The organism is Phycicoccus duodecadis, from assembly GCF_002846495.1.
Lineage (GTDB): Bacteria > Actinomycetota > Actinomycetes > Actinomycetales > Dermatophilaceae > Phycicoccus > Phycicoccus duodecadis.
The window spans coordinates 165,840-190,640 of the sequence record NZ_PJNE01000001.1; the positions used below are offsets into that span (position 1 = coordinate 165,840).

Genomic DNA, 24,801 nt, shown 5'->3' on the forward strand with positions numbered 1-24,801 from the left:
CTCCCTATCCTCCCTCGTGGAGCGTGCTCAGTGTCCGGTGCGTGGAGGAGTCGCCGTGGCCGTCGTCACTCGTCCGGGTCGCCGTTCGCCCGGCGGCGGCGCCGCCCGACGCCGGATGGCTCCCACCCTCTGGGCGCTGCTGGTCGCCGCGGGGGTGGCGGTGCCCGTCTGGGCCCTGTGGCAGGCTCCGGACGGCGCCCACCGGGGGGTGTGGCGCGTCGTCTCGCTCGTCGCCGCCCTCGGGGCCGCCTCCCTCCTGGTCCTCACCTTCCTCCTCCCCAGCCGGTTCCGACCGCTCACCGGGTACCTCGGAGTCGAGCGCCTGCTGCGCAGCCACCGGGCCCTGGCCCTGGCCGCCGTGGGGCTCGTCGTCCTCCACGTCGTGACCGTCGTCGTCCGGCCGGGCCCGGGGCTCGGCATCCTGGACCTGCGGACGGCCCCGCCCCGGGTGTGGGCCGCCTCCGTCGCCACCGTGGCCCTGCTGGCCCTCGTCGGGCTCGGGGTCAGCCGGCGCCGCCGCCGCCCGCGCTACGAGGGCTGGCGCCTCGGGCACGTGATCCTCGCCAACGTCGCCCTCCTCGCCACGACCCTGCACGTGCTGTGGCTCGGCGACCTGACCCGGTTCGCCGTGGCCCGTGCCTGGTTCGTCGGGCTGGCGACCCTGATGGTCGGTGCGCTGGCGTTGCGGTGGGTGTGGCGGCCGCTGCGCTCGCTGCGGCACCGCTACGTCGTCGACGAGGTCCGCCGGGCGTCCCCCACCGCCGTGACGCTCGTCCTGCACGCCACCGGCCACGGTGGTCTCGAGTTCCGGCCGGGGCAGTTCGCCTGGCTCAAGATCGGCACCTCGCCGTTCGTCTTCGAGGAGCACCCGTTCACGATCGCCTCGGCCGCCACCGAGCCGTGGCGCAAGGAGTTCACCATCAAGGGGGTCGGCGACTTCAGCGAGCTGGTCGCGGGGCTGAAGCCCGGCCGTCACGTCTTCCTCGACGGGCCGCACGGGGCGTTCACCCTCGACGGACTCACCTCCGACCGATTCGTCCTCATCGCCGGCGGGGTCGGGATCACCCCGATGCTGAGCATGCTGCGGACCCTGGCCGCACGCCACGACCCCCGGCCGGTGCTGCTGTTCGTCGCCGGGCGCACCGCCGACGACCTGCTGCACCGCGCCGACGGAGAGCACCTCGAGGAGTCCCTCGACCTGCAGGTCGTCGAGATCCTCGAGGAACCCGACGACGGCTGGGAGGGGGAGGTGGGCCGTTTCACCCGCGAGACCCTGGAACGGTCGCTGCCGAGGATCCGGCGGCGCGAGCGCGTCGACGTGTTCGTGTGCGGCCCCGGGCCGATGGTCGCCGCCGCCACCCGCATCGTGAGCGACCGGGGCATACCCGGCTCCCGGATCCACACGGAGCTCTTCGACGTCGTGTGACCTTAGGGTCGCCCCATGACCTTCTCCATCGCCGCCCGTGACGCCGACGCCTGGGGCGTGGCGGTCGCGAGCAAGTTCCTGGCCGTCGGCAGCGTCGTCCCGCGGGTCGTCCTGGGCCACTGCGCCATCGCGACCCAGGCCATGGCCCGGGTCGCCTACCTCGACGAGCTCGAGGCCGCCCTCCGCGCCGGTACGCCCACCGCCGAGGCCCTGGCCGCGGCCCTCGCCGGTGACGACGGGGGCGCGCACCGCCAGGTCGGGGTGGTCGGCCCGGACGGGCCCGCGACCCACACCGGGGCGGAGTGCCTGCACTGGGCCGGTGGGCGCACCGGCGCCGAGGGCCGGAGCGCGTACGCGATCCAGGGCAACATCCTGGTCGGGCCGCAGGTCGTGGAGGCCATGGAGACGGCCTGGCACGAGCACGCCGGGGCGCCGCTCGACGAGCGGCTCGTCGCCGTCCTCCTGGCGGGTGACGCGGCGGGCGGCGACGCCCGCGGCCGCCAGAGCGCGGCCCTGCTCGTCCGCCGCCCCGGCGCCGGCTACGACGCCTCCGGGGTGCTGGCCGACCTGCGGGTCGACGACCATCCCGAGGCGCCCCACGAGCTCGCGCGGCTGCACCAGCTCTCGAGCCTGTACTTCGGGACCGCCCAGGACGTCCGGCCGCTCGAGGGGCCCCTGCGTGCAGAGGTGGCCGCCCTCCTGGCGGCCGTCGGCCACGCCCCGGTCTCCGACGACGTGGAGGCTGCGCTGGAGGCCTGGATGGGCGAGGCCAACCTCGAGAACCGGCATGCCTCGGGCGGCATCGACACGCGCGTGCTCGGCGTCCTGCGTGACGGGCTGCCCACCGGCCCGTGAAGCGCGCTCGCGGGCGTCAGCGGCTGGGCCAGCCGCCCGCTCCCGCGCGCACGACCTCGCCGGCGGGGTCGCCGGTGAAGTCGACCACCGTGGTGGGCTCGGTGCCGCACTCCCCCGAGTCCAGGACGACGTCGACGACGTGGTCGAGGGTCTCCTTGACCTCCCAGCCCTGCGTCATCGGCTCGGTCTCGCCGGGCAGGATCAGCGTCGAGGACAGCAGCGGCTCACCGAGGGCGGCCAGCAGCTCGCGGACGACCGGGTGCTCGGGGATCCGCACGCCCACGGTCTTCTTCTTCGCGTGCAGCAGCCGCCGCGGCACCTCCTGGGTGGCCGGCAGGATGAACGTGTAGGGCCCCGGGGTCGCGGCCTTCACCGCCCGGAAGACGTGGTTGTCGACGTGCACCAGCTGCCCGAGCTGGGCGAAGTCGCGGCACACCAGCGTGTAGTGGTGGCGGTCGTCGAGCCGGCGGATGGTGCGGATGCGGTCCTTGGCCTGCTGGTCGCCCATGAGCGCGCCGAGGGCGTAGCCCGAGTCGGTGGGGTAGGCGACGAGACCACCCGCACGCAGGATGTCGACGGTCTGCGCGATCGCGCGGGGCTGGGGGTCGACGGGGTGGACGTCGAGGTAGCGGGCCACCCCGCCAGCCTAGGACGCCGCCGTCCGGCCCGGCGCCCGTGCGGCTGCGCGACGGCGCAGACCGCGGTCCCAGAGCTCGGCGGTCTGCACCAGCCAGAAGGCGGCGAACAGCACGATGAGGACGACCTCGACCCACAGCACGACCTCGGAGGAGCCGGTGGCCAGGCTGACCACCACGGTGACCACGAGCGAGACCAGCATGAGCGTCGAGATGCCCCGGTATGCCGCGACGTAGCGCGAGGCCCGGGCGGGGGCGACGCCGGCGCGCATCGACGAACGGACGTCGCGCCCGTTGAGCCAGACGACCCCGACGATGCAGACGAACATCGGGACGGCGGCGAAGCCGTGTGCGTGGTCGAGGAAGGACCGGCGCGCGGCGTAGAACCAGACCGCTCCCCCGCCGAGCAGGACCGCCGTGCCGAGGATGCCGAGGCGGTCCCAGCGGCCGAGACCCCCCGACCCGGCGTCACGGCGCGCGATGACGGCCACGGTCACCCCGATGAGCGCCCCGGCGACGAAGAGGGCCTGCATGTTGTTCGCGACGCGGCTCGGCACGTCCATGGCCGCGAGGGGCACCGACCGACACGTGCCGGCCTCGGTCGTCGGCACGAAGGCGACGCCCGGCGCCAGCATCCCCGCCACGTTGAGCAGGACGTCCTCGACCTCGGTGTTCCCCTTCAGCGCCACGAGGCACACGCCCATGGTCACGAGGACGCCGACGAACACCGACTGCACGGGCGTGTAGTAGTACGCGCTGATGGAGCCCTGCAGGCAGCCGCGGCCGGTGGCCACCCACTCGAGGGTGACGGCGCTGAACAGGAGGACGACCAGGGCCACCAGGGCCAGGCGCAGGTAGCGGTAGGTCTTGACCGCACCCAGGGCGGGATCGGGCTGCACGGGGTCCTCCTCGGTGACGTCGCTGCCCTCAGGAGGCGCGAGGCGGCCTCCGCGATACGTCAGGCCTCGCGGTAGGTGACCGGGGCGCCGCGCTGGACGGTGCGCGACACCGTGCACAGCCGGTCACGGCTCTGGGCGATGGCGCGTGGGAGCCGCGCGCGGGCCCGGTCGCCGTCGGCGCCCTCGGGGAAGCGGACCCGGAAGGTGATCTCGATGTCGCCGAGGTGGTTCTCGCCGTCGTCCTTGAGCTTCTCGCCGGCGGACTCGACGTCGAACGCGACCGGCTCGGCCAGCCGGCTGGTGATGAAGTCGACGTCGGTGGCGCTGCACGCGGCCATCGCCACGAGGAGCAGCTCGACCGGGGTGAAGTCGTCGGTGTCGCCCCCTCCACCGGTGCGCAGGGTGCCGCCCCGGGCGTTCGTGACCTCGTAGAGCCCCTTCTCGAGACGGGTCATCGAGACGCTGCGGTGGCCGAGGCCGGTGCCGCCGGTCCCACCGGTGTCGTCGGGCTGCTGGACCTGCTCCGTCATCGTGCTCCCTCTTTCGGCGGCCTCGGCGGCCTCGGCGGCCTCGGCGGCCTCGGCGTCCATCCTGTCATCCGGGTGCGACGATGGCGCCCATGTCCGCTGACGCCCCCGGCCGGCTCGTGCTCGTACGCCACGGCGAGACCGCATGGTCCGCCGCGGGGCGGCACACCGGCCGTACCGACGTACCCCTGACCGAGCGCGGCGAGGCCGACGCCCGGGCGCTGGTGCCTCTCCTGGCACGGTTCGAGGTGGCGCTCACCCTGTGCTCGCCGCTGGAGCGGGCCCGGCGCACCGCCGAGCTCGCCGGGCTCGCGGCCGAGGTCGACGACGACCTGCTCGAGTGGGACTACGGCCGCTGGGAGGGGATGACGACGCCGGAGATCCGCGCCCGGCTCGGTGACCCGGGGTGGACCGTGCTCGACGACGGGGTCGAGCCGGGCGCGACCCCGGGCGAGACGGTCGAGGAGGTGGCCGCGCGGGCGGCGCGGGTGCTCCGGCGCGCCGAGGCCGCGCGCACCGGGGGTGACGTCGTGCTGGTGGCCCACGGTCACCTGCTGCGCGTCCTGACGGCCACCGCCCTGCGGCAGGAGCCGCGGTTCGCCGCGCACCTGGTGCTGCGCCCGGCCGCCGTCTGCGTCCTCGGGGCGGAGCACGGCGTTCCGGCCGTGCTGGCCTGGAACCTCGAGGGCCCGAGCCGCTAGGGCACCGGCCAGGTGTGCACCGGCTCGTTGCCGGCCATGTGCCCGGCGTAGCGCTCGACCATCAGGCGCAGCGCCTCGCGCCGCTCGTGACCCTCGCCCTCGAAGTGCGTCACGCACCGGGTCTGCCACTCGGCGCCGTTGAGCCCCGTGGTGGCCCGACCCTCCATGATGCCGAGGAACCGGTCGCGCACGGCGTCCGAGACCCCCCAGGCCTTGAGGCCCTCGTGTGCCAGGGGGAGCAGGTGGCGCAGCACGAGCTCGTCGGCCGAGACCTCGCCGAACCCGGGCCAGTAGAGCCTGGCCTCGATGCCGTCGCGAGCCGCCCGGCGGAAGTTCTCCTCGCACGCGGCGAAGCTCATCTTGGTCCAGACCGGGCGGTCGGCGGAGGCCAGCACCCGGATCGCGCCGTAGTAGAACGCGGCGTTGGCCAGCACGTCGGCGATGGTCGGGCCGGCGGGGAGCACCCGGTTCTCGACGCGCAGGTGCGGGGTGCCGTCGACGATGTCGTAGATGGGGCGGTTCCAGCGGTAGACGGTGCCGTTGTGCAGCCGCAGTTCGGCCAGGTCGGGGGCCACGCCGGCCTCGAGCTTGGCCATCGGGTCCTCGTCGGTGACCTCGGCCAGCAGGGTCGGGAAGTAGCGGACGTTCTCCTCGAAGAGGTCGAAGATCGAGGTGATCCAGCGCTCGCCGAAGAACACCCGGGGGCGCACGCCCTGGTTCTTCAGCTCGACCGGCCGGGTGTCGGTGGCCTGGGTGAAGAGCTCGATGCGGGTCTCGGCGTGCAGGCGCTTGCCGAAGAAGTACGGGCTGTTCGCGGCCAGCGCCAGCTGCACCGCCGAGATGGCCTGGGCGGCGTTCCAGTGGTTGGCGAACTCGTGGGGGGCCACCTGCAGGTGCAGCTGCACCGAGGTGCAGGCGCTCTCGGGCGCGATGGAGTCGCAGAAGGTGGCGACCCGCTCGCCGGTGGGGCCCTCGATGTCGAGGTAGACGTCCTCGCCGCGCGCCAGGAAGATCGAGTCGTTCAGGGCGGTGTAGCGGTTGTTGCGGCTGATCCAGTCGCCCTCGTAGTGCTCGGGCATGATCGTGGGGAGGATGCCGATGGCCAGGATCTTCGAGCCCACGCGGGCCGCGGCGGCGTCGGCGGCGTTGAGGCTGGCCCGCAGGTCGTTCTCGAGCTCGATGGCGGCGTCACCGGGCAGCGGGCGCGGGGGCACGTTGAGCTCGATGTTGTAGCGCGCGAGCTCGGTCTGGTAGCCGGGGTCGGCGATCGCCTCGAGCACCTCGGCGTTGTGGAAGTGCGGCTGGTGGTCGGCGTCGACGAGGTTGAGCTCGATCTCGAGACCGGTCATCGGCCGGTCGAACTCGAACGAGCTCTGGGTCAGCATCCGTTCGAAGACGTCGAGGTTCTGGCGCACCTTCTCGCGGTAGCGCTGACGCTGCTCGCGCGTGTAGCTCTGTGCGCTGACCTCGGCTCCCATGCGCTCAACCAACCACATCGGACGGGAGGGCGGTAGCCGGGATGGGCGTTTCGGTCACCGGGTCTGTCGGACCGGTCTCCTAGCGTGGGCGCCATGCGGTTGCTGCACACCTCCGACTGGCACCTGGGGCGCTCGTTCCACGGTGTCGGGCTGCTCGGGGCCCAGGCCGCCCACCTCGACCACCTGGTCGAGGTCGTGCGCACCGAGGCGGTCGACGCCGTGCTGGTCAGCGGCGACGTCTACGACCGTGCGCTGCCCTCCCCCGACACCGTGCAGCTGCTGTCCGAGACCCTCGAGCGCCTGGTCGACGCCGGCGCCCGGGTCGTCGTCTCCAGCGGCAACCACGACTCGGCCACGCGGCTCGGCTTCGCCTCGGGCCTGCTCGAGCGCGCCGGGGTCCACCTGCGCACCACCGTCGCCGACATCGGCCGCCCGGTGATGGTCGGCGACGTCGCGGTCCACCCTCTCCCCTACCTCGAGCCGGCTCTGGTCGCCGACGACCTCGGCGCCACCGAGCGCACCCACGCCGGGGTGCTGCGAGCCGCCATGGCCCGGGTGCGGGCCGACGCCGCCACGCGGGGCGGCCGCACGGTCGTCATGGCCCACGCGTTCGTCTCCGGGGGCGTCGCCAGCGACTCCGAGCGCGACATCTCGGTCGGCGGGGTGTCGGCGGTGCCGGTGGAGGTCTTCGACGGCGTCGACTACACCGCGCTGGGGCACCTGCACGGGCGGCAGCGGGTCTCCGAGGCCGTGCGCTACAGCGGCTCGCCGGTGGCGATGTCCTTCAGCGAGTGGCGCCACCGCAAGGGCGGCCTGCTGGTCGACCTCGGCGGCGCCGGTGCCGTCGTCGACGAGGTCGACGCCCCGGTCGGCCGCCGGCTGGCCGTGCTGCGCGGCACCCTCGACGACCTGCTGGCCGACCCCCGGCACGCCGCCGCCGAGGGCGCCTGGTGCCAGGTCACGCTCACCGACGCCTCCCGGCCCCTCGGCGCCATGGAGCGGCTGCGCCGGCGCTTCCCGCACACCCTCGAGCTCCGCTTCGAGCCCGAGGGTGCGGTCCGCCCGCTCCGGCCCTACGCGCAGCGGGTGCGGGCCGAGTCGCCCGTCGATGTCTGCTGCGACTTCCTCGACCACGTGCGCGCCGGCCAGGGCGCCGACGCCGACGAGCGGGCCCTGCTCGCGGAGGCCGTCGAGGCCTCCCGGGTGGCGCGCGGGCTCACCGACGACGAGGGCGTGGCGCGGCCGGGTCGCGCGGCGGGGGCGGCGTGAGGATCCACCGGCTCGAGGTCCAGGCCTTCGGTCCCTTCGCCGAGCGGGTCGTCGTCGACGTCGACGAGGTCTCGGCCGGCGGGCTGTTCCTGGTCCACGGCCCCACCGGGTCGGGCAAGACCAGCCTGCTCGACGCCGTCTGCTTCGCGCTCTACGCCGACGTCCCCGGGGCCCGCCGCAAGCAGGCCCTGCGCAGCGACCACGCCGCGCCCGAGACCGTGCCCCAGGTGGTGCTCGAGGCCACCGTGGGCGGCCGGCGGCTGCGCATCACCCGCTCCCCCGAGTGGTACCGCCCCAAGAAGCGCGGCGGCGGCACCACGAGGGTCCAGCCCTCGGTGGTCCTCGAGGAGCGCGGCGCTGCCGGGTGGGCGGCCGTCAGCACCCGCCACGACGAGGTCGCCGACGTCGTGCTCGACGTCCTCGGGATGGGGCTGCGGCAGTTCTCGTCCGTCGTGATGCTGCCGCAGGGCGACTTCGCGGCCTTCCTGCGGGCGACGCCCGAGGACCGTCGCGAGATCCTCGAGCGGCTCTTCGACATCGGGGTCTACTCCGACGTCGAGCAGTGGCTCGCGGACGCCCGGCGCGACGGTGCCGCCGCCCTCGACGGCGCACGGCTGGGCCTCCAGGGCGAGCTCGCCCGCCTCGACGACGTCCTCGGGGCCGTGGCCCCGCCGTCCGGCGGCCCGGCCCTCGAGCCGGAGTCCACCCTGGCCGAGACGCCGGTCGAGCGGCTGCCCGAGCGGCTGGCCGAGGTGGCCGCGTCCCTGACCGAGCGCCTCACCGTCTCGATGACCGCCCTGGACGCCGCCGAGACCGCCGAGGCCGCCGCCGCCCGCACCCTGGCCGAGGCCCGGGCCACCGCCGACCACCGCCGCCGGGGCGAGCAGGCCCGCGCCCGGCTCGCCGAGCTCGACCGCACCGGCGAGCAGCACCGCGACCGGGCCGCCGCCCTGGCCGCGGCCGACCGCGCCGCCGGGGTGCGGGGTCATCTCGCCGCCGCCGCTCGAGCCCGGGCCGAGCTGCAGGCCGCCGCCCACGAGGTCGGCACCCTGGAGCAGGTCGTGCACGCCCTCGGCGCCGACCCCGGCACCGCGCCCGTGGCCGAGCTCGCCCGACAGGCGCAGGCGCTCGACGACGTCTCGGCAGCGCTGCAGCGCGACACCGTGACCGCGCGCGAGCTGCGGGCCGGGCTCGAGCGGGGCGAGGACCACCGGGCCGGCCTCGAGGCGCGCCGCGTCGAGGCCGACGCCGCCCTGCCGGCCGCGCGGGAGGCGGTCGAGGTGGCCGCCACCGAGGTCGACCGACTGTCGGCGGACGGCGCGCGCGCCGTCGACCTCGCCGCCGCGGTGCGCGAGCACGAGCGCCGGCTGGCCCTGTGCGAGCGGGTCGAGGCCGACCGGGCCCGGCTGGCCGCTCTCGAGCCGCGTCTCCTGGCGGCGCGCGACGACCTGTCGGGCCGGCTCGCCGCGCTCATCGACCTGCAGCAGCGGCGCCTCGACGGGATGGCCGCCGAGCTCGCCGCCGCCCTCTCGGACGGTGACCCGTGCCCCGTGTGCGGCGCCCTCGAGCACCCGGCGGCCGCCGTGGCCGCCGACCCCGTCACCACCGAGCACCTGGCCGAGGCCGAGCAGGTCGTGGCCGCGGCCCGCAGCGCCCTGTCGGTCGTCGAGGTCGAGGTCGGCGAGCTCGGCGCGGCGGTCCGCACCCGCGAGAGCGTGCTCGACGGCGCCGGCCGCGACGACGTCGAGGCCGCGCTGGTCGCGGCGCGCACGGCGCACACCGAGGCGGTCGCCGCGGGCCACGCGCTGGCCGCGGCCACCACTGCCCTGCAGCGACGGCGGACCGAGGCCGAGCGCCTGGCCGGGGAGTACGAGTCGCTCACCGGCACCCTCTCCGCCCTCGACGAGCGGCTGGTCGAGGTGGCGGCCGAGGTCGAGGCCACGGCCGCCCGCCTCTCCGCCGGGCTCGGCGCCCACGCCGGCTGCCCCTGCGGCGGGGGCCCCGACGCGCAGCGCCACACCCGGGTCCGCCAGGCCCTCCTGGACCTGGCGGCCGCGCACGACGCCGCCGACGCGGCGCAGTCCCGGCTCACCGCGACCCTCGACGACCTCGGCTCGGCCCTGGCCGAGGCGGGTTTCGACACCGAGGCGGGGGCCGAGGCCGCTCTGCTACCGGTGGCCGAGGCCGACCGGCTTCGCGATGCCGTGCTGGCCCACGAGCGCGACCGCACCACCGCATCGGCGGCCCTGGCCGAGGCCGAGGTCACCGCCGCCCTGGCCGCCGAGCCGCCCGCGATCGGCGACCTCGAGGCCGCGGTCGCCGTCGCCCGTCGCACGGTGCTCGCCGCGGGCTCCGAGCACGACGCGCTCCGCCGGGCCGCCCGCACCCTCGAGCGCCTCCGCCCGGTCCTCGAGGAGGCCTGCGCGGCCGTCGGCGAGCAGGCCGGGCGGCAGGCACGCATCCGCGAGCTGGCCGACACCGCCGGCGGCATCGGCCCCGACAACACGCTGCGGATGCGGCTCAGCTCGTTCGTGCTCGCCGCGCGCCTCGAGAAGGTCGCCATCCTGGCCAACGAGCGGCTCGCCGTCATGGGCGCCGGCCGCTACCTGCTCGAGCACACCGACGACCGCGCGGCCCGCGGGGCGCGCTCGGGGCTGGGCCTGCGCGTCCTCGACCAGTGGACCGGGCGCGCCCGCGACACCGCGTCCCTCTCGGGGGGTGAGTCGTTCATGGCTTCCCTGGCCCTGGCCCTGGGCCTGGCCGACGCCGTCCGCGAGGAGGCCGGCGGTCTCGACCTCGGGACGCTCTTCATCGACGAAGGCTTCGGCAGCCTCGACGACGACAGCCTCGAGCAGGTCCTCACCGTGCTCGACGGGCTGCGCGAGGGCGGCCGGGCCGTCGGTGTCGTCAGCCACGTCGCCGACCTGCGGGCCCGCATCCCGCACCAGGTCGTCGTCACCAAGGGCCCGTCCGGCAGCGGTGTCAGCGTGCGGGCCGGGGCGACGGCGCCCGCCGCCTGAGCAGGCGACGGGCACCGGCAGAGCCGTCCGGCGCGGGGGCCGCTCAGTCCTCGAACGCCTCCGGCGGCGGGCACGAGCACACGAGGTGCCGGTCGCCGTAGGCCCCGTCGATGCGCCGCACCGGCGGCCAGTACTTCGCCGTGGCGTCGACGCCGACGGGGTAGGCCGCGCGCGACCGGTCGTACGGGTGGTCCCACTCGGTCGTCAGCGACCGCGCGGTGTGCGGCGCGTGCCGCAGCACACTGTCGGCCACGGCCACCGTGCCGGCGCCGACCTCGTCGATCTCGGCCTTGATCGCGATCATCGCGTCACAGAAGCGGTCGATCTCGCCGAGGTCCTCGCTCTCGGTGGGTTCGACCATGAGGGTCCCGGCCACCGGGAAGGACATCGTCGGGGCGTGGAAGCCGTAGTCGACCAGCCGCTTGGCGACGTCGTCGACGGTCACGCCCGTCTCCTTGGTGATGCCCCGCACGTCGAGGATGCACTCGTGCGCCACCAGCCCGTCGGTGCCCGAGTACAGCACCGGGTAGTGCTCCCGCAGCCGCGCCGCGACGTAGTTGGCGTTGAGCACGGCCACCTCCGTGGCGCGCCGCAGGCCGGCCCCACCCATGAGGCGCACGTACGCCCAGGAGATCGGCAGGATGCCGGCCGACCCGTAGGGTGCGGCCGAGACCGGACCCACCCCGGTCTCGGGGCCGGCGGCCGGGTCGAGCGGGTGGTTGGGCAGGAACGGCGCCAGGTGCTCGCGGCACGCGACCGGACCCACCCCGGGGCCGCCGCCGCCGTGCGGGATGCAGAAGGTCTTGTGCAGGTTCAGGTGCGAGACGTCGGCACCGAAGTGGCCGGGCCGCGCCACGCCGACGAGGGCGTTGAGGTTCGCCCCGTCGACGTACACCTGGCCGCCCGCGTCGTGCACCATCGCGCACAGGTCGGTGATGGTGTCCTCGAACACCCCGTGCGTGGAGGGGTAGGTGACCATGATCGCCGCGAGCTGCTCTCGGTGCTCCTCGACCTTGGCCTTGAGGTCGTCCAGGTCGACGTTGCCGCTGATCGGGTCGGTCCTGACCACGACCACCCGCATCCCGGCCATGACGGCGCTGGCGGCGTTGGTGCCGTGCGCGCTGGCCGGGATGAGGCACACCCGGCGCTCGTCGTCTCCGTTGGCCCGGTGGTAGGCGGCGATCGCCAGCAGCCCGGCGAGCTCACCCTGGGAGCCGGCGTTGGGCTGCAGCGAGACCGCGTCGTAGCCGGTGATCTCGCACAGCCAGGCCGACAGCTCGTCGACGAGGCCGCGGATGCCGCGGGTCTGCTCGTGGGGGGCGAACGGGTGCAGGTGGGCGAACTCGGGCCAGGTGACCGCGGCCATCTCGGTCGTCGCGTTGAGCTTCATGGTGCAGGAGCCGAGCGGGATCATCCCGCGGTCGAGGGCGAAGTCGCGGTCGGCGAGCCGGCGCAGGTAGCGCAGCATCGCGGTCTCGGAGCGGTGCGCCGAGAACACCGGGTGGGTCAGGTACTCGCTGCCGCGCACCAGCGCCTCGGGCCACGCCGGCGCGGCGAGCTCGACGGCGTCGGGCGCCGGGACGCCCAGCCCCCGGCAGACCTTGCCCAGGACCATCAGGTCGGTGGTCTCGTCCAGGCTCACCAGCACCGTGTCGTCGTCGTGCTGCCACAGGTTCACGCCCTGGGCCAGGGCCCCGGCGACCAGGTCGCCGGCGCGGCCCGGTGCGCGCACGGCGACGGTGTCGAACACCGGCCCGTCGAGCACCTCGAGGCCGCCGGCGCGCAGCGCCTCGGCCAGGGTCCGGGCGTGGGCGTGCACCCGGAGCGCGATCGCCCGGAGACCGTCGGCGCCGTGGTAGACGGCGTACATGCTGGCCATGACGGCCAGGAGCACCTGCGCGGTGCAGATGTTGGAGGTCGCCTTCTCACGGCGGATGTGCTGCTCACGGGTCTGCAGGGCGAGCCGGTAGGCCGGCGCACCGTCGGCGTCGACCGACACCCCGACCAGGCGGCCGGGCAGGGTCCGCTCGAGCCCGGGGCGCACGCTCATGTAACCGGCGTGCGGGCCGCCGAAGCCCATCGGCACCCCGAACCGCTGCGTCGTGCCCACCGCGATGTCGGCGCCCCACTCCCCCGGCGGCGTGGCGAGGGTCAGCGCGAGCAGGTCGGCCGCAGCGGTGACCAGGGCGCCGACCTCGTGGGCGGCCTCGGCCAGCGCGCGGTGGTCGTTCAGGCGCCCGTCGAGCGCGGGGTACTGCACCAGCACCCCGAACACCTCGCGGCCGCCGGCGGCGGCTCGCAGCGCGTCCGCGGTGGTCACCTCGCGCAGGTCGGCCACCACCAGGGGGAGGTCGAGCGGCACGGCGCGCGTGCGCACGACGGCCAGGGTCTGCGGGAAGACGGCCTCGTCGACCAGCAGCACCGCGTCGGCCGGGGCCTTGGAGCCTCGGCGCATCAGCGTCATCGCCTCGGCGGCGGCGGTCGCCTCGTCGAGCAGCGAGGCACCCGCGATGGGCAGGCCCGTGAGGTCCGAGACCATGGTCTGGAAGTTGAGCAGTGCCTCGAGGCGGCCCTGGGAGATCTCGGGCTGGTAGGGCGTGTAGGCGGTGTACCAGGCAGGGTTCTCGAGGACGCCCCGCTGGATGACGGCCGGTGTGAGCGTGCCGTAGTAGCCGAGGCCGATCAGCGAGGTGAGCACCCGGTTGCGGGCGGCGACCCCGCGCAGCTCGGCCAGGACCGCGGCCTCGGACGCGGCCGGCTCGATGTCGAGCTCGGTGACGGCGCGGATGCCGCCGGGCACCGCCGTCTCGACCAGATGCTCGAGGGAGTCGACACCGACCACCTTGAGCATGCCGGCGAGGTCGGACTCGCGCGGGCCGATGTGGCGACCGGCGAAGTCGGGAAGGATGGGCGTGCTCACGGGGACCTCCGGGCGGGGGCAGACGACGTCGACGTCCTCCCCCTCTGTCGAGCCGTACGGCCTCCAGAGGTGCCTGTCCCGAGCGGTCCCTTGCGCCTGAGAGGTTCTGGGGAGTGTTGCCCCTTCGGCGCCCCGGCCTGGCCGAGGACTCTCCCGCACGGTGTGAGCGGCGAGAGCCAATCTACACCGAGGGCCGTCCGCCGGCCGCGCTGCGAGGAGCGGCGCTCAGGCGAGGCGGGCGGTGCGACGGGCGCGCAGCTCGTCGCCGGGGTGCGCGGCGGGCTCGTCGTGCTCGGCGCGCTCGCTGGGCAGGGCCGAGAGCTCGCCCTCGACCTCGCGCCAGACCCGGCCGACGGCGATGCCGAACACGCCCTGGCCGCCCTGGAGCAGGTCGATGACCTCGTCGCTCGAGGTGCACTCGTAGACCGAGGCGCCGTCGCTCATCAGGGTGATGCCCGCGAGGTCCTCGACGCCACGCAGGCGCAGGACCTCGATGGCCCCGCGGATCTGCTGGAGCGAGACACCGGTGTCGAGGAGGCGCTTGACCACCTTGAGCACGAGGATGTCGCGGAAGCCGTAGAGGCGCTGGGTGCCGGAGCCCCCGGCCGGACGCACCGAGGGGACCACGAGACCGGTGCGGGCCCAGTAGTCGAGCTGGCGGTAGGTGATGCCGGCCGCCTTGCAGGCCGTGGGGCCGCGGTAGCCGACCTCCTCGTCGAGCTCGGGCAGGTCGTCGGAGAACAGCATCCCCTGGGCGACCACCGGAACCGTGCCGGTGTGCCGCGCCTCGCCGGTGGAGCCCACGCCTACCTCCAAATGATGAGCCGCCTGTGACGACGACTGTACGCCGGGAAATGACATCGACGTCACTTCCTCGGATACCTCTGTGACTGGTGTGACAGTAGGGGTGGATGAGTCGGCGGTCAACGACCGCGGGGCCCGCACGCTCACCGGCGTGTCGCGCAGGGGTCAGGAGCCCTCTTCGAGGTCGAAGTCGTCGGCGGAGACCTGGTCGAGGAACTCCTTGAACTTCTCGACCTCGTCCTCCTCCGGCTCGGCCATCTCGACCCCGGCCTCGGCCAGCAGCTCCTCGTCGGCGCAGATCTCGGCGCCGGCCCGCAGGGCGAGGGCGATCGCGTCGGAGGAGCGGGAGTCGACGTCGGTGCCGCCGGCCTCGGGGCCGCCGTCGATGACGAGCACGGCGTGGAAGACGCCGTCCTCGAGCGAGGTGATGCGGACGCGGGTCAGCGTGTGCCCGGTGTCCTCGATGACGGTGCGCAGGAGGTCGTGGGTGAGGGGCCGCGGGGGCACCACGCCCTGCTGGGCGTAGGCGATGGCGGTCGCCTCGGCCGCGCCGATCCAGATCGGGAGGTAGCGCACCCCGTCGCGCTCGCGCAGCAGCACGATCGGGTGGTTCGTCGGCATCTCGACCCGCACACCGAGGACGTCCAGGACCTTCACCACGCCACCGTACCCCGCCGGTTCAGCCCGGGCCGCCGGAGCCCGCGAAGCCGCCGCGGACGAGGGCCGCGTGCAGCGCCAGCGCGTGGTGGGCGGCGTCCGCCCGCGCCTGCTCGGCCGCGCCCGCCCGCAGCCCGGCGGTGGCCTGCTCGAGCAGCCCCGACTCGCGGTCGGCCGCCGCGCGGAAGACCCGCAGGTGCCGGGCCTCCAGGCCGTAGCGCGCCAGGCCCGCGGCGGCCGTGGCGGCGCGCAGGTCGTCCTCGCCGTGGCTGCCGTCCGGGGCCGGCCGGAGCAGCCCGTGCTCGACCAGCGACGCGACCTCGGGCGCGTCGAGCCCGCTGGCACGCACCAGCTCGGCGCGCGTCAGCCGGATGCGGCCGCGCGCGAGCAGGTCGTCGACGTCGGGCACGTCGGTGTCCGGAGACGGGGCCGGCAGGCGCGGCCCGTCACCGACGGGGCCGGGCTCGAACCCGCGGTCGGCGGCGGCCAGGGCCTCGCGGATGGTCGTGAGGGGCCAGAACCGGTCCCGCTGGGCCCGCAGCACCCATCGCAGCCGGTCGACGTCGGCCCCGGTGAACTGGCGGTACCCCGCCGCGGTGCGCGCCGGCGTCACGAGGCCCTCGGCCTCGAGGAAACGGACCTTGGAGATGGTGAGGTCGGGGAACTCGTCGCCGAGGGCACGCACGACCGCCCCGATGCTGAGGGGCTTGCCGGCCGGGGTCACGCCGCGGGGTCAGCCCTGGGCGGAGGCGTAGAAGACGAGCCGGAACTTGCCGATCTGGACCTCGTCGCCGGTGCGCAGGACGGCCTCGTCGACCAGGTCGCGGTTGACGTAGGTGCCGTTGAGCGACCCGACGTCGCGGACCACGAAGGTGTCGCCGGAGCGCCGGAAGACGGCGTGCTTGCGGGAGACCGTGACGTCGTCGAGGAAGATGTCGCTGTCGGGGTGGCGCCCGGAGAGGACCTCGTCGTCGTCCAGGAGGAAACGGGCCCCGGTGTTCGGGCCGCGGAGGACGACCAGCAGGGCCGTCCCGGCCCGGAGGGCCTCGACCGTCGCCAGGTCGGCCTTGGTGAGGACGTGCTCGCTCTCGGTGGCCTGCTCGACCCGGGCCCCCTCGACCGCGTGGAACCGCATGGTCGTGGGCTCGGGCACCGCCGAAGCGGCGCCCTGCTCGCGCTCGTCTGCTGCCATGTCGACCGTTCGCCTCCCTACGTCACGTCGCGGAGTGCCACCCTAGATCACCAGGGCGTCGAACTCCCAACGATCGGGTCGACGGCCGAGGCCCGGTGCGGCTCAGGAGAGCTGGGAGGTGTACCCGTCGACGTCGAGGAGCGCGTCGACATCGGCGGCGTCGGCGGGGCGCAGCTCGTACATCCAGCCGTCGCCGTAGGGGTCGGTGTTGACCAGCTCGGGGGTGGCGTCGAGCGCCGGGTTGACCGCCGTGACCTCGCCGCCCACCGGCGCGTAGAGGTCGCTGACGCTCTTGGTGGACTCGACCTCCCCGCAGGTGTCGCCCGCGGCCACGGTGTCGCCGACGGCCGGCAGGCTGACGTAGACCACGTCGCCGAGGGCCTCCTGCGCGAACGCCGTGATACCCACCCGCACGGTGTCGCCCTCGGCACGCAGCCACTCGTGCTCGGCGGTGTACCGGAGGCCGGCGGGGTACTCGAGGTCGCTCATGTCGCTCCTGTTCGCGGGCCCGGGTGGGCCGTCAGGGGGTGGTCGTGGGGACGGGTCGAGCGTACTGAGGGGTGGACACGCTCAGCAACGCGTCGACGACGACACGGGTGCGGATGTCGACCGTCGCCTCCCCGCCCACCCGTCGCACGGTGGCGGTGACACCGCCGGGGATCTGCATGGCGCCGGCCAGGGTGTTGGAGTCGCCGATGACCCGCAGGACGTAGGGCGGGCGGACCTCGACCCCCGACACCGAGATGCCGTCGCCGCCGTCGGCGAACCAGGTGTCGGCCACCACCCGCACGTCGCCGACCTGGATGGCCTCGGCGCCCGCGTCGCGCAGCTCCTGGACGGCGTCGAGCAGCACGGTCGAGGGCACCTTGCCCTCGGGGTCGTCGATCCGCAGCGTGATGCCCTGGCCCACCGCGGGCGCCGTGCCGGCCAGGATGCCGAGGGCGTCGACCCGCTCCTTGGCGGCGCGCTGGGCCTCCTCCTCGCCCGTCGAGCGGCTGTCGAGGAGCTGCAGCGAGGTCTGCAGGTCGCGGATCTCGGACGAGAGGCGGTCGCCGTCCTGGTCGACGTCGGCGAACAGGCGCACCAGCTCGTCCTCGCGCAGGGTCTCGAGGCCCTGTACGGAGGTCTGGCGCACCTGGGCGATGATCGCGAACCCCAGGGCGATGGCCAGCACCATCACGAGGATGTTGGACCGGCTCATCGACGGCGCCCCGGCCCGGCGCAGCCGCGCCCACGCGTGCCGGGCGTCCTCCGGGGGCTGTGGGGCGCGCACGGGCCGGTCGGGGTCGGTCATGCGTCGAACAGGTGCCGTCGGATCGAGGCGACGTTGGAGAAGATGCGCACCCCGAGGACGACGACGACGCCGGTGGAGAGCTGGCTCCCGACGCCGAGCTTGTCGCCGAGGAAGACGATGAACGCGGCGACGACGACGTTGGAGAGGAACGAGACGACGAAGACCTTGTCGCTGAAGATGCCGTCGAGGATGGCCCGCACCGCGCCGAAGACGGCGTCGAGGGCGGCGATGACCGCGATGGGCAGGTAGGGCTGGAGCCACACGGGGACCGCCGGCTGCAGGAGCAGCCCGACGACGATGCCGATGGCGAGGCCGATGGCGGGGATCACGACGCGCTGCCTCCCGTCTCGGTGCTGGTCGTGGCGGAGGGACTCGGCGTCCCCGGCGACCCAGTATCCATGGGTTGCGCGTAGCGGGTCGTCAGGCGGGACGCTGCGGGGACGGTCAGCCGCTGCGACACCTCGGTGTCGGCCCGGATGCCGAAGGTGCTGTGCAGCGTCGAGATGTAGGTGCCCCCGGGACCGTCGGCGAAGTCGCCGGGCAGGTCGCGGGGCGGCCCGAGCGCGGTGACCACGTACGGGCGGTTGAGCGCGCGGTGCCCGACGACGATGGCCGAGCCGGCGAACCGGATCTCCGAGAGCGAGGTCAGCCGCATCCCGTTGATGCTGATCGCCTCGGCCCCGGCCTGCCACAGCGCGTTCACCACGATCTGCACGTCGCGCGAGAACACCCGCTTCTCGCCCGCGTCGGTGCCGGTGGCCTGGTCGGCGTCGGGTGCGTCGTCCAGGGTCACCGTCATCCCGGGGCCCTCCATCGGGAGGGCGCCGACGGCGATGGCGAGACTGCGGCCCCGGGCCAGCTCGCCCTGGTCGCCGAGCCGGCTGGCCTCGCGCGCGGTGAGGTCGGCCTGGAGCGTCTGGGCCTGGGCCGAGAGCCGGTCGACCTGGGTGCGCCGGGCGGTGATCTGCTGGATGAGGTCGGCCCGGGCGGCGGCCCGCGGCGAGTCCGCGGCGGTCAGGTTGGAGGCGGCGACCCCCACGACGAGCCCGATGACGAGCACCGCGCCGGCCAGCAGCGGGGAGCGCAGGGTCGTGGCCCGCGGCAGCCCCGCGGCCTCGCGACGGTCGGCCGCCGCGGCGTAGCCGGGGTCGAGGGGGCGCTCGAGCATCGCCCGGATGAGCGTCATGGAGGCGTCCGGGCGCCCCGGGGTACGGCGCCCCGCGCGGGAGGGTGCGGGGTCCGGCAGATCGGTCATGCGGGCACCCGTCCGGCCGCGAGCAGCCGCCGCAGCTGCACCGCGTAGATGACGCCGGACAGCCAGTACAGGGCGATGCCCCACCACGCGAAGCCCCAGCCGATGGGCTGGGCGATGCGGGCCGCGGTGCCGTCGCCGTCCGCGAGCAGCAGGAACGGGAAGGCGTAGAGCAGGTTGAAGGTGGCGGCCTTGCCGGCGAAGTGCACCGGCAGGCCCACCCAGCCGTGCCGCTTGGCGACCAGCACGACCGCGCCGGCGAAGGCCTCACGGGCGAACAGCACGACCACGACCCACCAGGGCAGGATGTCGCGCCAGGCCAGGCCCAGCAGGGTGGAGGCGATGTAGAGCCGGTCGGCGACGGGGTCGAGCAGCTGGCCGAGCCGGGACTCCAGCCCGTAGGCCCGGGCGATCTTGCCGTCGAGGTAGTCGGTGAGGCCGCTGGCCATCAGCAGCACCAGGGCCAGGGCGTCGCGGCGGGTGAGGATCGCCCAGAGGAACAGCGGGACGGCGACCAGCCGCAGGGCCGACAGGGCGTTGGGGACGGTGAGGACGCGTGTGCTCACCGCCTGCTGCGACATCTCGCCCGCCATGGCCGCCACTGTAGGGGGTGGGCCGTACGGACCGCCCCGGCGCTCGGGCGCGCCTCCTAGGGTGGGACGGTGAGCACCCCCATCCTCGGCGCGACCGAGGCCGACCTGCGCCGAGACCGCACGAGCGTGAAGTGGCTCGCCTACGAGCCCGACGTGCTGCCCCTGTGGGTGGCCGAGATGGACGCCCTCCCCTGCCCCGCCGTGGTCGAGGCCGTCTCGGCCGCCCTGGCGCGCGGCGACACCGGCTACGGCTGGGGCCCGCGCTACGCCGGCGAGCTCGCCCGCTACGCCCGCGAGGCGTGGGCGTGGGAGCTCGACCCGGGCGACGCCGTGGTCGTGGCCGACGTGATGATCGGCGTCAGCGAGATGCTGCGGGTGCTGACCGACGAAGGCGGCCCGGTCGTGGTGTCCCCCCCGGTGTACGACTCCTTCTTCGGGTTCGTCGAGGCCGTCGGCCGGCGGCGGGTCGACGCACCGCTGACCGCGCAGGGCCGCCTCGACCCCGAGGCGCTGCGGGCGGCGTTCGCCACGGCCACGGCCGGCGGCGCCCGGGCGGTGTACCTGCTGTGCAACCCGCAGAACCCCACCGGGGTCGCGCACTCCGCCGCCGAGCTGGCCGCGCTCGCCGCCCTGGCGCGGGAGTACGGCGTCCGCGTCGTCAGCGACGAGATCCACGCCCCGCTGACGCATCCCGGGGCCCGCTTCACCCCGTACCTCACCGTCCCCGGCAGCGAGGACGCCGTCGCCGTCTTCTCGCCGAGCAAGGGCTGGAACCTCGCGGGGCTGAAGTCGGCGGCCGTGCTGGCCGGCGCCGAGGCGCGCCCCGACCTCGCGCGGCTGCACGAGGTGCACACCCACGGCTCGTCGCACCTGGGCGAGATCGCCCACGTCGCCGCGATGCGCGACGGCCGGGAGTGGCAGGCGCGCCTGCTCGACGAGATCGTCGCGAACCACGACCTGCTCGGGCGCCTGCTGGCCCAGCACCTCCCCGAGGTCGGCTGGGTGCGCCCCGACGCCACGTACCTGGCGTGGCTCGACTGCCGCGCCCTGGGGCTGGGTGACGACCCCGCGGCCGTGTTCCGGCAGCGGGGCCGGGTGGCGCTCGGCTCGGGCCCTCGGTACGACCCGACCTGCGGGCAGGGGTTCGTGCGGCTCAACCTCGCCACGTCGCCGGCCATCCTCGAGGATGCGGTGCGCCGCATGGCGTCGGTGCTCTGAGGCCACCGCCAACCCTCGACAACCGCGGCGTCCCCTCCTGCGACAGGGCGCATCATGGTCCCGGATCGAGCACGCAGGAGAAGGCGAGGAGCAGGGTGATGGAGACGGGGACGGCACCCCAGGTGACCGTGAACAGCGAGGTCCTCGATCTCGAGGGCACCGACCCGTGCACCAACGCCCTGGACTGGCTCCGCTCCCGCGGGCTCACCGGGGCCAAGGAGGGCTGCGCCGAGGGTGAGTGCGGCGCCTGCGCCGTGATGGTCGCGCGTCCCGACGGTGTCGGCGGCACGCACTGGGCGGCCGTCAACGCCTGCCTGGCACCCGCCGGTTCGCTGGCCGGGCGGGAGGTCGTCACCGCCGAGGGGCTGGGCGCTCCCGACCGCCTGCACCCCGTGCAGGCCGAGATGGCGGTGCGCGGGGGCTCGCAGTGCGGGTACTGCACGCCCGGGTTCGTCTGCTCGATGGCGGCCGAGTACTACCGCGCCGACCGCAGGGCCACCGCCGCCGGCCCGGGCACCGGCGCGGGCGACGCCGCCGCCCGGCCGCACGCGCACGAGGCGCCCGGGCCGAACGGCTTCGACCTGGTCGCGATCTCGGGCAACCTCTGCCGCTGCACGGGCTACCGCCCCATCCGCGACGCCGCCTTCGCCCTCGGGTTCCCGGCCGAGGACGACCCGCTCGCCACCCCGGCCGAGGACCGCCCCTCCACTCCGGCGCGAGCGCGGGTCGACGGCCCGGCCGGTTCCTACGTCCGCCCCGCCGACCTCGCCGAGGCGCTGCAGCTGGTCGGCCAGCACCCCGACGCCGTGCTCGTCGCGGGCTCGACCGACTGGGGCGTCGACGTCAACCTGCGCGGTTCCCGTGCCCCGTTCGTCATCGGCATCGACCGCCTCCCGGAGCTGCGGGCGCTGGAGCGCACCCCTGACCACCTCGAGATCGGTGCCGCCCTCACCCTCGCCGAACTCGAGCGGGGCCTCGCGGGCAGCGTCCCACTGCTCTCGGCGGTCTTCCCGCAGTTCGCCTCCCCCCTGGTCCGCAACACGGCCACCGTGGGCGGCAACCTGGCCACCGGGTCACCCATCGGCGACCTGGCTCCCGCCCTGCTCGCTCTCGAGGCCTCCGTCGTCCTCGAAGGCCCGGCCGGCTCCCGCGTGGTGCCACTGGACGCGTACTTCACCGGGTACCGGCGCAGCGTGCGGCGGCCCGACGAGCTCATCCGCTCGCTGCGGGTCCCCCTGCCGCTCGGTCGGGTCAGCGCGTTCCACAAGGTCGCCAAGCGGCGCTTCGACGACATCTCGAGCGTTGCGGTCGGCATCTCCCTGCACGTCGAGGACGGTGTCGTCGCGCGCGCCCGGATCGGGGTGGGAGGCGTCGCGGCGACCCCCCTGCGGGCGACCGCGACCGAGGCGGCGCTGCAGGGGCGGCCGTGGACCGAGCGGACCGTCCGGGCGGCGGCCGCGGTGCTGCGCGAGGAGGGGACCCCCATCGACGACCACCGGGCCAGTGCCGCGTACCGCCGGGCGATGCTCGCCGCGTCCCTCGTGCGCCTGTGGGCCGAGGGCGAGACGGCGGAGACGGTGCACGCATGAGCGGCGTCCCCACCCCCTCCGACGACCGCGTGGTCGGGCGGCCCCTCCCCCACGAGTCCGCGGCCCTGCACGTCACCGGCACGGCCCTCTACACCGACGACCTCGTGGCCCGGATGCCCGGGGCGCTGCACGCCCATCCCGTGCAGGCCCCGCACGCCCACGCCCTGGTGCGCCACCTCGACGTCACGCCGGCGCTCGCGGTGCCCGGCGTGGTGCGGGTGCTGACCGGCGGCGACGTCCCGGGGGTCGGCGACGCCGGGGTCAAGGGCGACGAGCCGCTGTTCCCCGCCGAGGTGATGTTCCACGGCCAGGCGGTCTGCTGGGTGCTCGGCGAGACGCTCGAGGCGGCCCGGCTCGGGGCGCTGGCCGTCGAGGTCGCCTACGAGCCGCTCCCGGCCGTGGTGACGGTGCGCGAGGCGATCGAGGCGCAGAGCTACCAGGGCGGGATGCCGCGGCTCGAGCGGGGCGACGTCGAGTCGGCCTTCGCCGGCGCCGCGCACGTCTACAGCGGTGTCACGGAGTCCGCCGGGCAGGAGCACTTCTACCTCGAGACGCACTGCGCGCTCGCCCACGTCGACGAGAACGGGCAGGTCGTGGTGCAGAGCAGCACCCAGCACCCGAGCGAGACCCAGGAGATCGTGGCCCACGTCCTCGGCGTGCCCAGTCACGCGGTCACCGTGCAGTGCCTGCGGATGGGCGGCGGGTTCGGCGGCAAGGAGATGCAGCCGCACGGGCTGGCGGCCGTGGCCGCCCTGGGGGCGACCCTCACCGGGCGCCCGGTGCGGCTGCGGCTGAGCCGGGCCCAGGACATGTCGATGACCGGCAAGCGGCACGCCTTCCACACCCGCTGGCGGGTGGCGTTCGACGGCGACGGCCACCTGCTGGCGCTCGACGCGACGCTCACCTCCGACGGCGGCTGGAGCCTGGACCTGTCCGAGCCGGTGATGACCCGCGCCCTGTGCCACGTCGACAACGCCTACTGGATCCCGGCCGTGCGGGTGAACGGGCGGGTCGCGCGCACCCACAAGACCTCGCAGACCGCCTTCCGCGGGTTCGGCGGCCCCCAGGGGATGCTCGTCATCGAGGACGTCCTCGGTCGCTGCGCGCCGCGCCTGGGGCTCGACCCCGCCGAGCTGCGCCGCCGCAACTTCTACCGCGAAGGCCAGTCCACCCCCTACGGGCAGGTCGTGCGCCACCCGGACCGGGCGGTGACGTGCTGGGAGCAGGTGCTCGAGACCGGCGAGGTCGCCCGCCGGCTCGAGGAGGTCGCGCAGTTCAACGCGACCCACGAGCACACCAAGCGCGCCATCGCGACGACCCCCGTGAAGTTCGGCATCGCCTTCAACTTCACCGCGTTCAACCAGGGCGGTGCCCTGGTGCACGTCTACAAGGACGGCTCGGTCCTGGTCAACCACGGGGGCACAGAGATGGGCCAGGGGCTGCACACCAAGATGCTCCAGGTGGCCGCCACGGCCCTCGGGGTGCCGCTCGACGTCGTGCGGCTCGCACCGACCCGCACCGACAAGGTGCCCAACACCTCGGCGACGGCGGCCAGCTCGGGCGCCGACCTCAACGGGGGCGCCGTCCTGAACGCGTGCACCCAGATCCTCGACCGGCTGCGGCCGGTCGCCGCGGGCCTGCTCGGCTGCGCCGCCGGGGACGTCGTGGTGCACGACGGCCGGGTCCGTGCCGATGGTGGTGCCGACGATGGCGCCGAGGACGCCTCGCTGACCTGGGCGGAGCTCGTCTCCGCCGCCTACGTGCAGCGGGTGCAGCTGTTCGCCGCCGGGTTCCACCGCACGGAGGGCCTGCACTGGGACTCGAGCACGATGCAGGGCTCGCCGTTCAAGTACTTCTCCTACGGCGCGGCCGCCGCCGAGGTCGAGGTCGACGGCTTCACCGGGGCCCACCGGGTGCTGCGCGTCGACATCGTCCACGACGTCGGCGACTCGCTCTCGCCGCTGGTCGACATCGGCCAGGTGGAAGGAGCGTTCGTGCAGGGCGCCGGCTGGCTCACCCTGGAGGACCTGCGGTGGGACGAGACCGACGGGCCGCAGCGGGGGCGTCTGACGACGGGGTCCGCCAGCACCTACAAGCTGCCCAGCCTCTCCGAGCTCCCGGACGACTTCCGGGTGGCCCTGCTCCAGCGGGCCCACGAGGACGGCGCGGTCTACGGGTCGAAGGCGGTCGGCGAGCCACCGCTCATGCTCGCGTTCTCGGTCCGCGAGGCCCTGCGGCAGGCCGCTGCCGCGTTCGGGCCGGAGGGCGTGGCGGTCGACCTGGCCTGCCCCGCCACCCCTGAGGCGGTCTACTGGGCGGTCGAGCAGGCGCGCGGCGGGAGCGTCCCTCCGGGCCTCGAGGCGGTCGTCGAGGGTGCGCCCGGGGTCGTGCCCGACCAGCCGGGCCCCGCCGCGCCGCCGATCGAGCCGGCCTCCGAGGAGCTCGTCCCCAGGCCCGGACCGGGGGCCTGAG

At 74.9% G+C, this 24,801-nt stretch carries 22 protein-coding genes and 1 riboswitch; of the genes, 8 read left to right on the forward strand and 14 right to left on the reverse strand.

Going from position 1 to position 24,801, the window contains the following annotated elements:
* Window positions 1–55 precede the first annotated feature (55 nt).
* Window positions 56–1,426: a ferredoxin reductase family protein gene (locus ATL31_RS00810; RefSeq protein ID WP_101394097.1), complete on the forward strand. Its 1,371-nt coding sequence runs from the start codon at window positions 56–58 to the stop codon at window positions 1,424–1,426.
* Between the two features lie 15 nt (window positions 1,427–1,441).
* The gene (locus ATL31_RS00815; RefSeq protein WP_101394098.1) at window positions 1,442–2,281 is read left to right on the forward strand and encodes a DUF1028 domain-containing protein; all 840 of its coding nucleotides are present in this window, start codon (window positions 1,442–1,444) and stop codon (window positions 2,279–2,281) included.
* A 16-nt stretch (window positions 2,282–2,297) separates the two neighbouring features.
* On the opposite strand, the gene ATL31_RS00820 is transcribed toward ATL31_RS00815, so the two are convergent.
* The 3 genes from ATL31_RS00820 to ATL31_RS00830 are packed head-to-tail and all read right to left on the reverse strand — an operon-like array spanning window position 2,298 to window position 4,405.
* Complete coding sequence (locus ATL31_RS00820; protein WP_101394099.1) at window positions 2,298–2,918, reverse strand: L-threonylcarbamoyladenylate synthase; 621 nt, start codon at window positions 2,916–2,918, stop codon at window positions 2,298–2,300.
* A gap of 9 nt (window positions 2,919–2,927) precedes the next feature.
* The gene (locus ATL31_RS00825; protein WP_101394100.1) at window positions 2,928–3,815 is read right to left on the reverse strand and encodes a hypothetical protein; all 888 of its coding nucleotides are present in this window, start codon (window positions 3,813–3,815) and stop codon (window positions 2,928–2,930) included.
* Window positions 3,816–3,874: 59 nt separating this feature from the next.
* Entirely contained in the window at window positions 3,875–4,405 is a 531-nt protein-coding gene (locus tag ATL31_RS00830) for an OsmC family protein (protein ID WP_245861811.1), read from the reverse strand.
* A gap of 29 nt (window positions 4,406–4,434) precedes the next feature.
* Here ATL31_RS00830 and ATL31_RS00835 point away from each other — a divergent pair, with 29 nt between their 5' ends.
* On the forward strand, window positions 4,435–5,043 hold the full coding sequence (locus tag ATL31_RS00835) for a histidine phosphatase family protein (RefSeq protein WP_101394101.1): 609 nt from the start codon (window positions 4,435–4,437) through the stop codon (window positions 5,041–5,043).
* On the opposite strand, the gene ATL31_RS00840 is transcribed toward ATL31_RS00835, so the two are convergent.
* Complete coding sequence (locus ATL31_RS00840) at window positions 5,040–6,521, reverse strand: glutamate-cysteine ligase family protein (RefSeq protein ID WP_101394102.1); 1,482 nt, start codon at window positions 6,519–6,521, stop codon at window positions 5,040–5,042. The genes ATL31_RS00835 and ATL31_RS00840 overlap by 4 nt on opposite strands.
* Window positions 6,522–6,614: 93 nt before the next feature.
* Between ATL31_RS00840 and ATL31_RS00845 the strand changes: the two genes are divergently transcribed.
* Together ATL31_RS00845 and ATL31_RS00850 are read left to right on the forward strand one after the other, a co-directional pair.
* Window positions 6,615–7,790: an exonuclease SbcCD subunit D gene (locus tag ATL31_RS00845; RefSeq protein WP_101394103.1), complete on the forward strand. Its 1,176-nt coding sequence runs from the start codon at window positions 6,615–6,617 to the stop codon at window positions 7,788–7,790.
* The gene (locus tag ATL31_RS00850) at window positions 7,787–10,810 is read left to right on the forward strand and encodes an AAA family ATPase (RefSeq protein ID WP_101394104.1); all 3,024 of its coding nucleotides are present in this window, start codon (window positions 7,787–7,789) and stop codon (window positions 10,808–10,810) included. The genes ATL31_RS00845 and ATL31_RS00850 overlap by 4 nt, the downstream gene beginning before the upstream one ends.
* A 43-nt stretch (window positions 10,811–10,853) precedes the next feature.
* Here the strand turns inward: ATL31_RS00850 and gcvP are convergent, their stop codons facing one another.
* From gcvP to clsA, 10 genes are all read right to left on the reverse strand, one after another.
* Window positions 10,854–13,730, reverse strand: coding sequence for an aminomethyl-transferring glycine dehydrogenase (gene gcvP, locus ATL31_RS00855; protein ID WP_101394105.1), 2,877 nt, complete (start codon window positions 13,728–13,730; stop codon window positions 10,854–10,856).
* A 73-nt stretch (window positions 13,731–13,803) separates the two neighbouring features.
* A riboswitch (glycine riboswitch) is annotated at window positions 13,804–13,896 on the reverse strand.
* Window positions 13,897–13,955: 59 nt separating this feature from the next.
* Window positions 13,956–14,591 (reverse strand): MerR family transcriptional regulator, encoded by a 636-nt coding sequence (locus ATL31_RS00860; protein ID WP_101394106.1) that lies wholly within the window; start codon window positions 14,589–14,591, stop codon window positions 13,956–13,958.
* Window positions 14,592–14,699: 108 nt separating this feature from the next.
* Entirely contained in the window at window positions 14,700–15,191 is a 492-nt protein-coding gene (locus ATL31_RS00865) for a bifunctional nuclease family protein (RefSeq protein WP_101394107.1), read from the reverse strand.
* A 22-nt stretch (window positions 15,192–15,213) separates the two neighbouring features.
* Window positions 15,214–15,915, reverse strand: a complete 702-nt coding sequence (gene ftsR, locus ATL31_RS00870; RefSeq protein WP_101394108.1) for a transcriptional regulator FtsR — start codon at window positions 15,913–15,915, stop codon at window positions 15,214–15,216.
* Between the two features lie 9 nt (window positions 15,916–15,924).
* Window positions 15,925–16,383, reverse strand: coding sequence for an FHA domain-containing protein (locus ATL31_RS00875; RefSeq protein WP_101394109.1), 459 nt, complete (start codon window positions 16,381–16,383; stop codon window positions 15,925–15,927).
* A 102-nt stretch (window positions 16,384–16,485) separates the two neighbouring features.
* The gene (gene gcvH, locus ATL31_RS00880; RefSeq protein ID WP_101394110.1) at window positions 16,486–16,872 is read right to left on the reverse strand and encodes a glycine cleavage system protein GcvH; all 387 of its coding nucleotides are present in this window, start codon (window positions 16,870–16,872) and stop codon (window positions 16,486–16,488) included.
* A gap of 31 nt (window positions 16,873–16,903) precedes the next feature.
* Window positions 16,904–17,677: a DUF881 domain-containing protein gene (locus ATL31_RS00885; RefSeq protein ID WP_101394111.1), complete on the reverse strand. Its 774-nt coding sequence runs from the start codon at window positions 17,675–17,677 to the stop codon at window positions 16,904–16,906.
* Window positions 17,674–18,006 carry a small basic family protein gene (locus ATL31_RS00890; protein ID WP_055812796.1) on the reverse strand — a complete coding sequence of 111 codons (333 nt, stop codon included), beginning with the start codon at window positions 18,004–18,006 and terminating at the stop codon, window positions 17,674–17,676. Before ATL31_RS00890 ends, ATL31_RS00885 begins: the two co-directional genes overlap by 4 nt.
* Entirely contained in the window at window positions 18,003–18,932 is a 930-nt protein-coding gene (locus ATL31_RS00895) for a DUF881 domain-containing protein (protein WP_101394112.1), read from the reverse strand. Before ATL31_RS00895 ends, ATL31_RS00890 begins: the two co-directional genes overlap by 4 nt.
* Complete coding sequence (clsA, locus tag ATL31_RS00900) at window positions 18,929–19,522, reverse strand: cardiolipin synthase ClsA (RefSeq protein ID WP_245861812.1); 594 nt, start codon at window positions 19,520–19,522, stop codon at window positions 18,929–18,931. Before clsA ends, ATL31_RS00895 begins: the two co-directional genes overlap by 4 nt.
* 69 nt (window positions 19,523–19,591) lie before the next feature.
* On the opposite strand from clsA, the gene ATL31_RS00905 reads away from it, so the two are divergent.
* The 3 genes from ATL31_RS00905 (at window position 19,592) to xdhB (ending at window position 24,800) form a co-directional block, all read left to right on the forward strand.
* A complete protein-coding gene (locus ATL31_RS00905; protein WP_245861813.1) occupies window positions 19,592–20,740 on the forward strand; it encodes a MalY/PatB family protein in 1,149 nt (382 codons plus the stop codon).
* Window positions 20,741–20,838: 98 nt separating this feature from the next.
* Entirely contained in the window at window positions 20,839–22,329 is a 1,491-nt protein-coding gene (locus tag ATL31_RS00910) for a xanthine dehydrogenase small subunit (protein ID WP_101394113.1), read from the forward strand.
* Window positions 22,326–24,800 carry a xanthine dehydrogenase molybdopterin binding subunit gene (xdhB, locus tag ATL31_RS00915; RefSeq protein ID WP_101394114.1) on the forward strand — a complete coding sequence of 825 codons (2,475 nt, stop codon included), beginning with the start codon at window positions 22,326–22,328 and terminating at the stop codon, window positions 24,798–24,800. The genes ATL31_RS00910 and xdhB overlap by 4 nt, the downstream gene beginning before the upstream one ends.
* The last annotated feature ends 1 nt before the right edge of the window (window position 24,801 follow it).

What these genes read in the sequence shown, in the direction of transcription:
- ATL31_RS00815 (WP_101394098.1), top strand. Translation starts at nt 1,442, where the DNA reads ATGACCTTCTCCATCGCCGCCCGTGACGCCGACGCCTGGGGCGTGGCG.
- ATL31_RS00830 (WP_245861811.1), bottom strand. Translation starts at nt 4,405, where the DNA reads ATGGACGCCGAGGCCGCCGAGGCCGCCGAGGCCGCCGAGGCCGCCGAA.
- ATL31_RS00835 (WP_101394101.1), top strand. Translation starts at nt 4,435, where the DNA reads ATGTCCGCTGACGCCCCCGGCCGGCTCGTGCTCGTACGCCACGGCGAG.
- ATL31_RS00840 (WP_101394102.1), bottom strand. Translation starts at nt 6,521, where the DNA reads ATGGGAGCCGAGGTCAGCGCACAGAGCTACACGCGCGAGCAGCGTCAG.
- ATL31_RS00845 (WP_101394103.1), top strand. Translation starts at nt 6,615, where the DNA reads ATGCGGTTGCTGCACACCTCCGACTGGCACCTGGGGCGCTCGTTCCAC.
- ATL31_RS00860 (WP_101394106.1), bottom strand. Translation starts at nt 14,591, where the DNA reads ATGTCATTTCCCGGCGTACAGTCGTCGTCACAGGCGGCTCATCATTTG.
- ATL31_RS00875 (WP_101394109.1), bottom strand. Translation starts at nt 16,383, where the DNA reads ATGGCAGCAGACGAGCGCGAGCAGGGCGCCGCTTCGGCGGTGCCCGAG.
- gcvH (WP_101394110.1), bottom strand. Translation starts at nt 16,872, where the DNA reads ATGAGCGACCTCGAGTACCCCGCCGGCCTCCGGTACACCGCCGAGCAC.
- ATL31_RS00885 (WP_101394111.1), bottom strand. Translation starts at nt 17,677, where the DNA reads ATGACCGACCCCGACCGGCCCGTGCGCGCCCCACAGCCCCCGGAGGAC.
- ATL31_RS00895 (WP_101394112.1), bottom strand. Translation starts at nt 18,932, where the DNA reads ATGACCGATCTGCCGGACCCCGCACCCTCCCGCGCGGGGCGCCGTACC.
- clsA (WP_245861812.1), bottom strand. Translation starts at nt 19,522, where the DNA reads ATGGCGGGCGAGATGTCGCAGCAGGCGGTGAGCACACGCGTCCTCACC.
- ATL31_RS00910 (WP_101394113.1), top strand. Translation starts at nt 20,839, where the DNA reads ATGGAGACGGGGACGGCACCCCAGGTGACCGTGAACAGCGAGGTCCTC.
- xdhB (WP_101394114.1), top strand. Translation starts at nt 22,326, where the DNA reads ATGAGCGGCGTCCCCACCCCCTCCGACGACCGCGTGGTCGGGCGGCCC.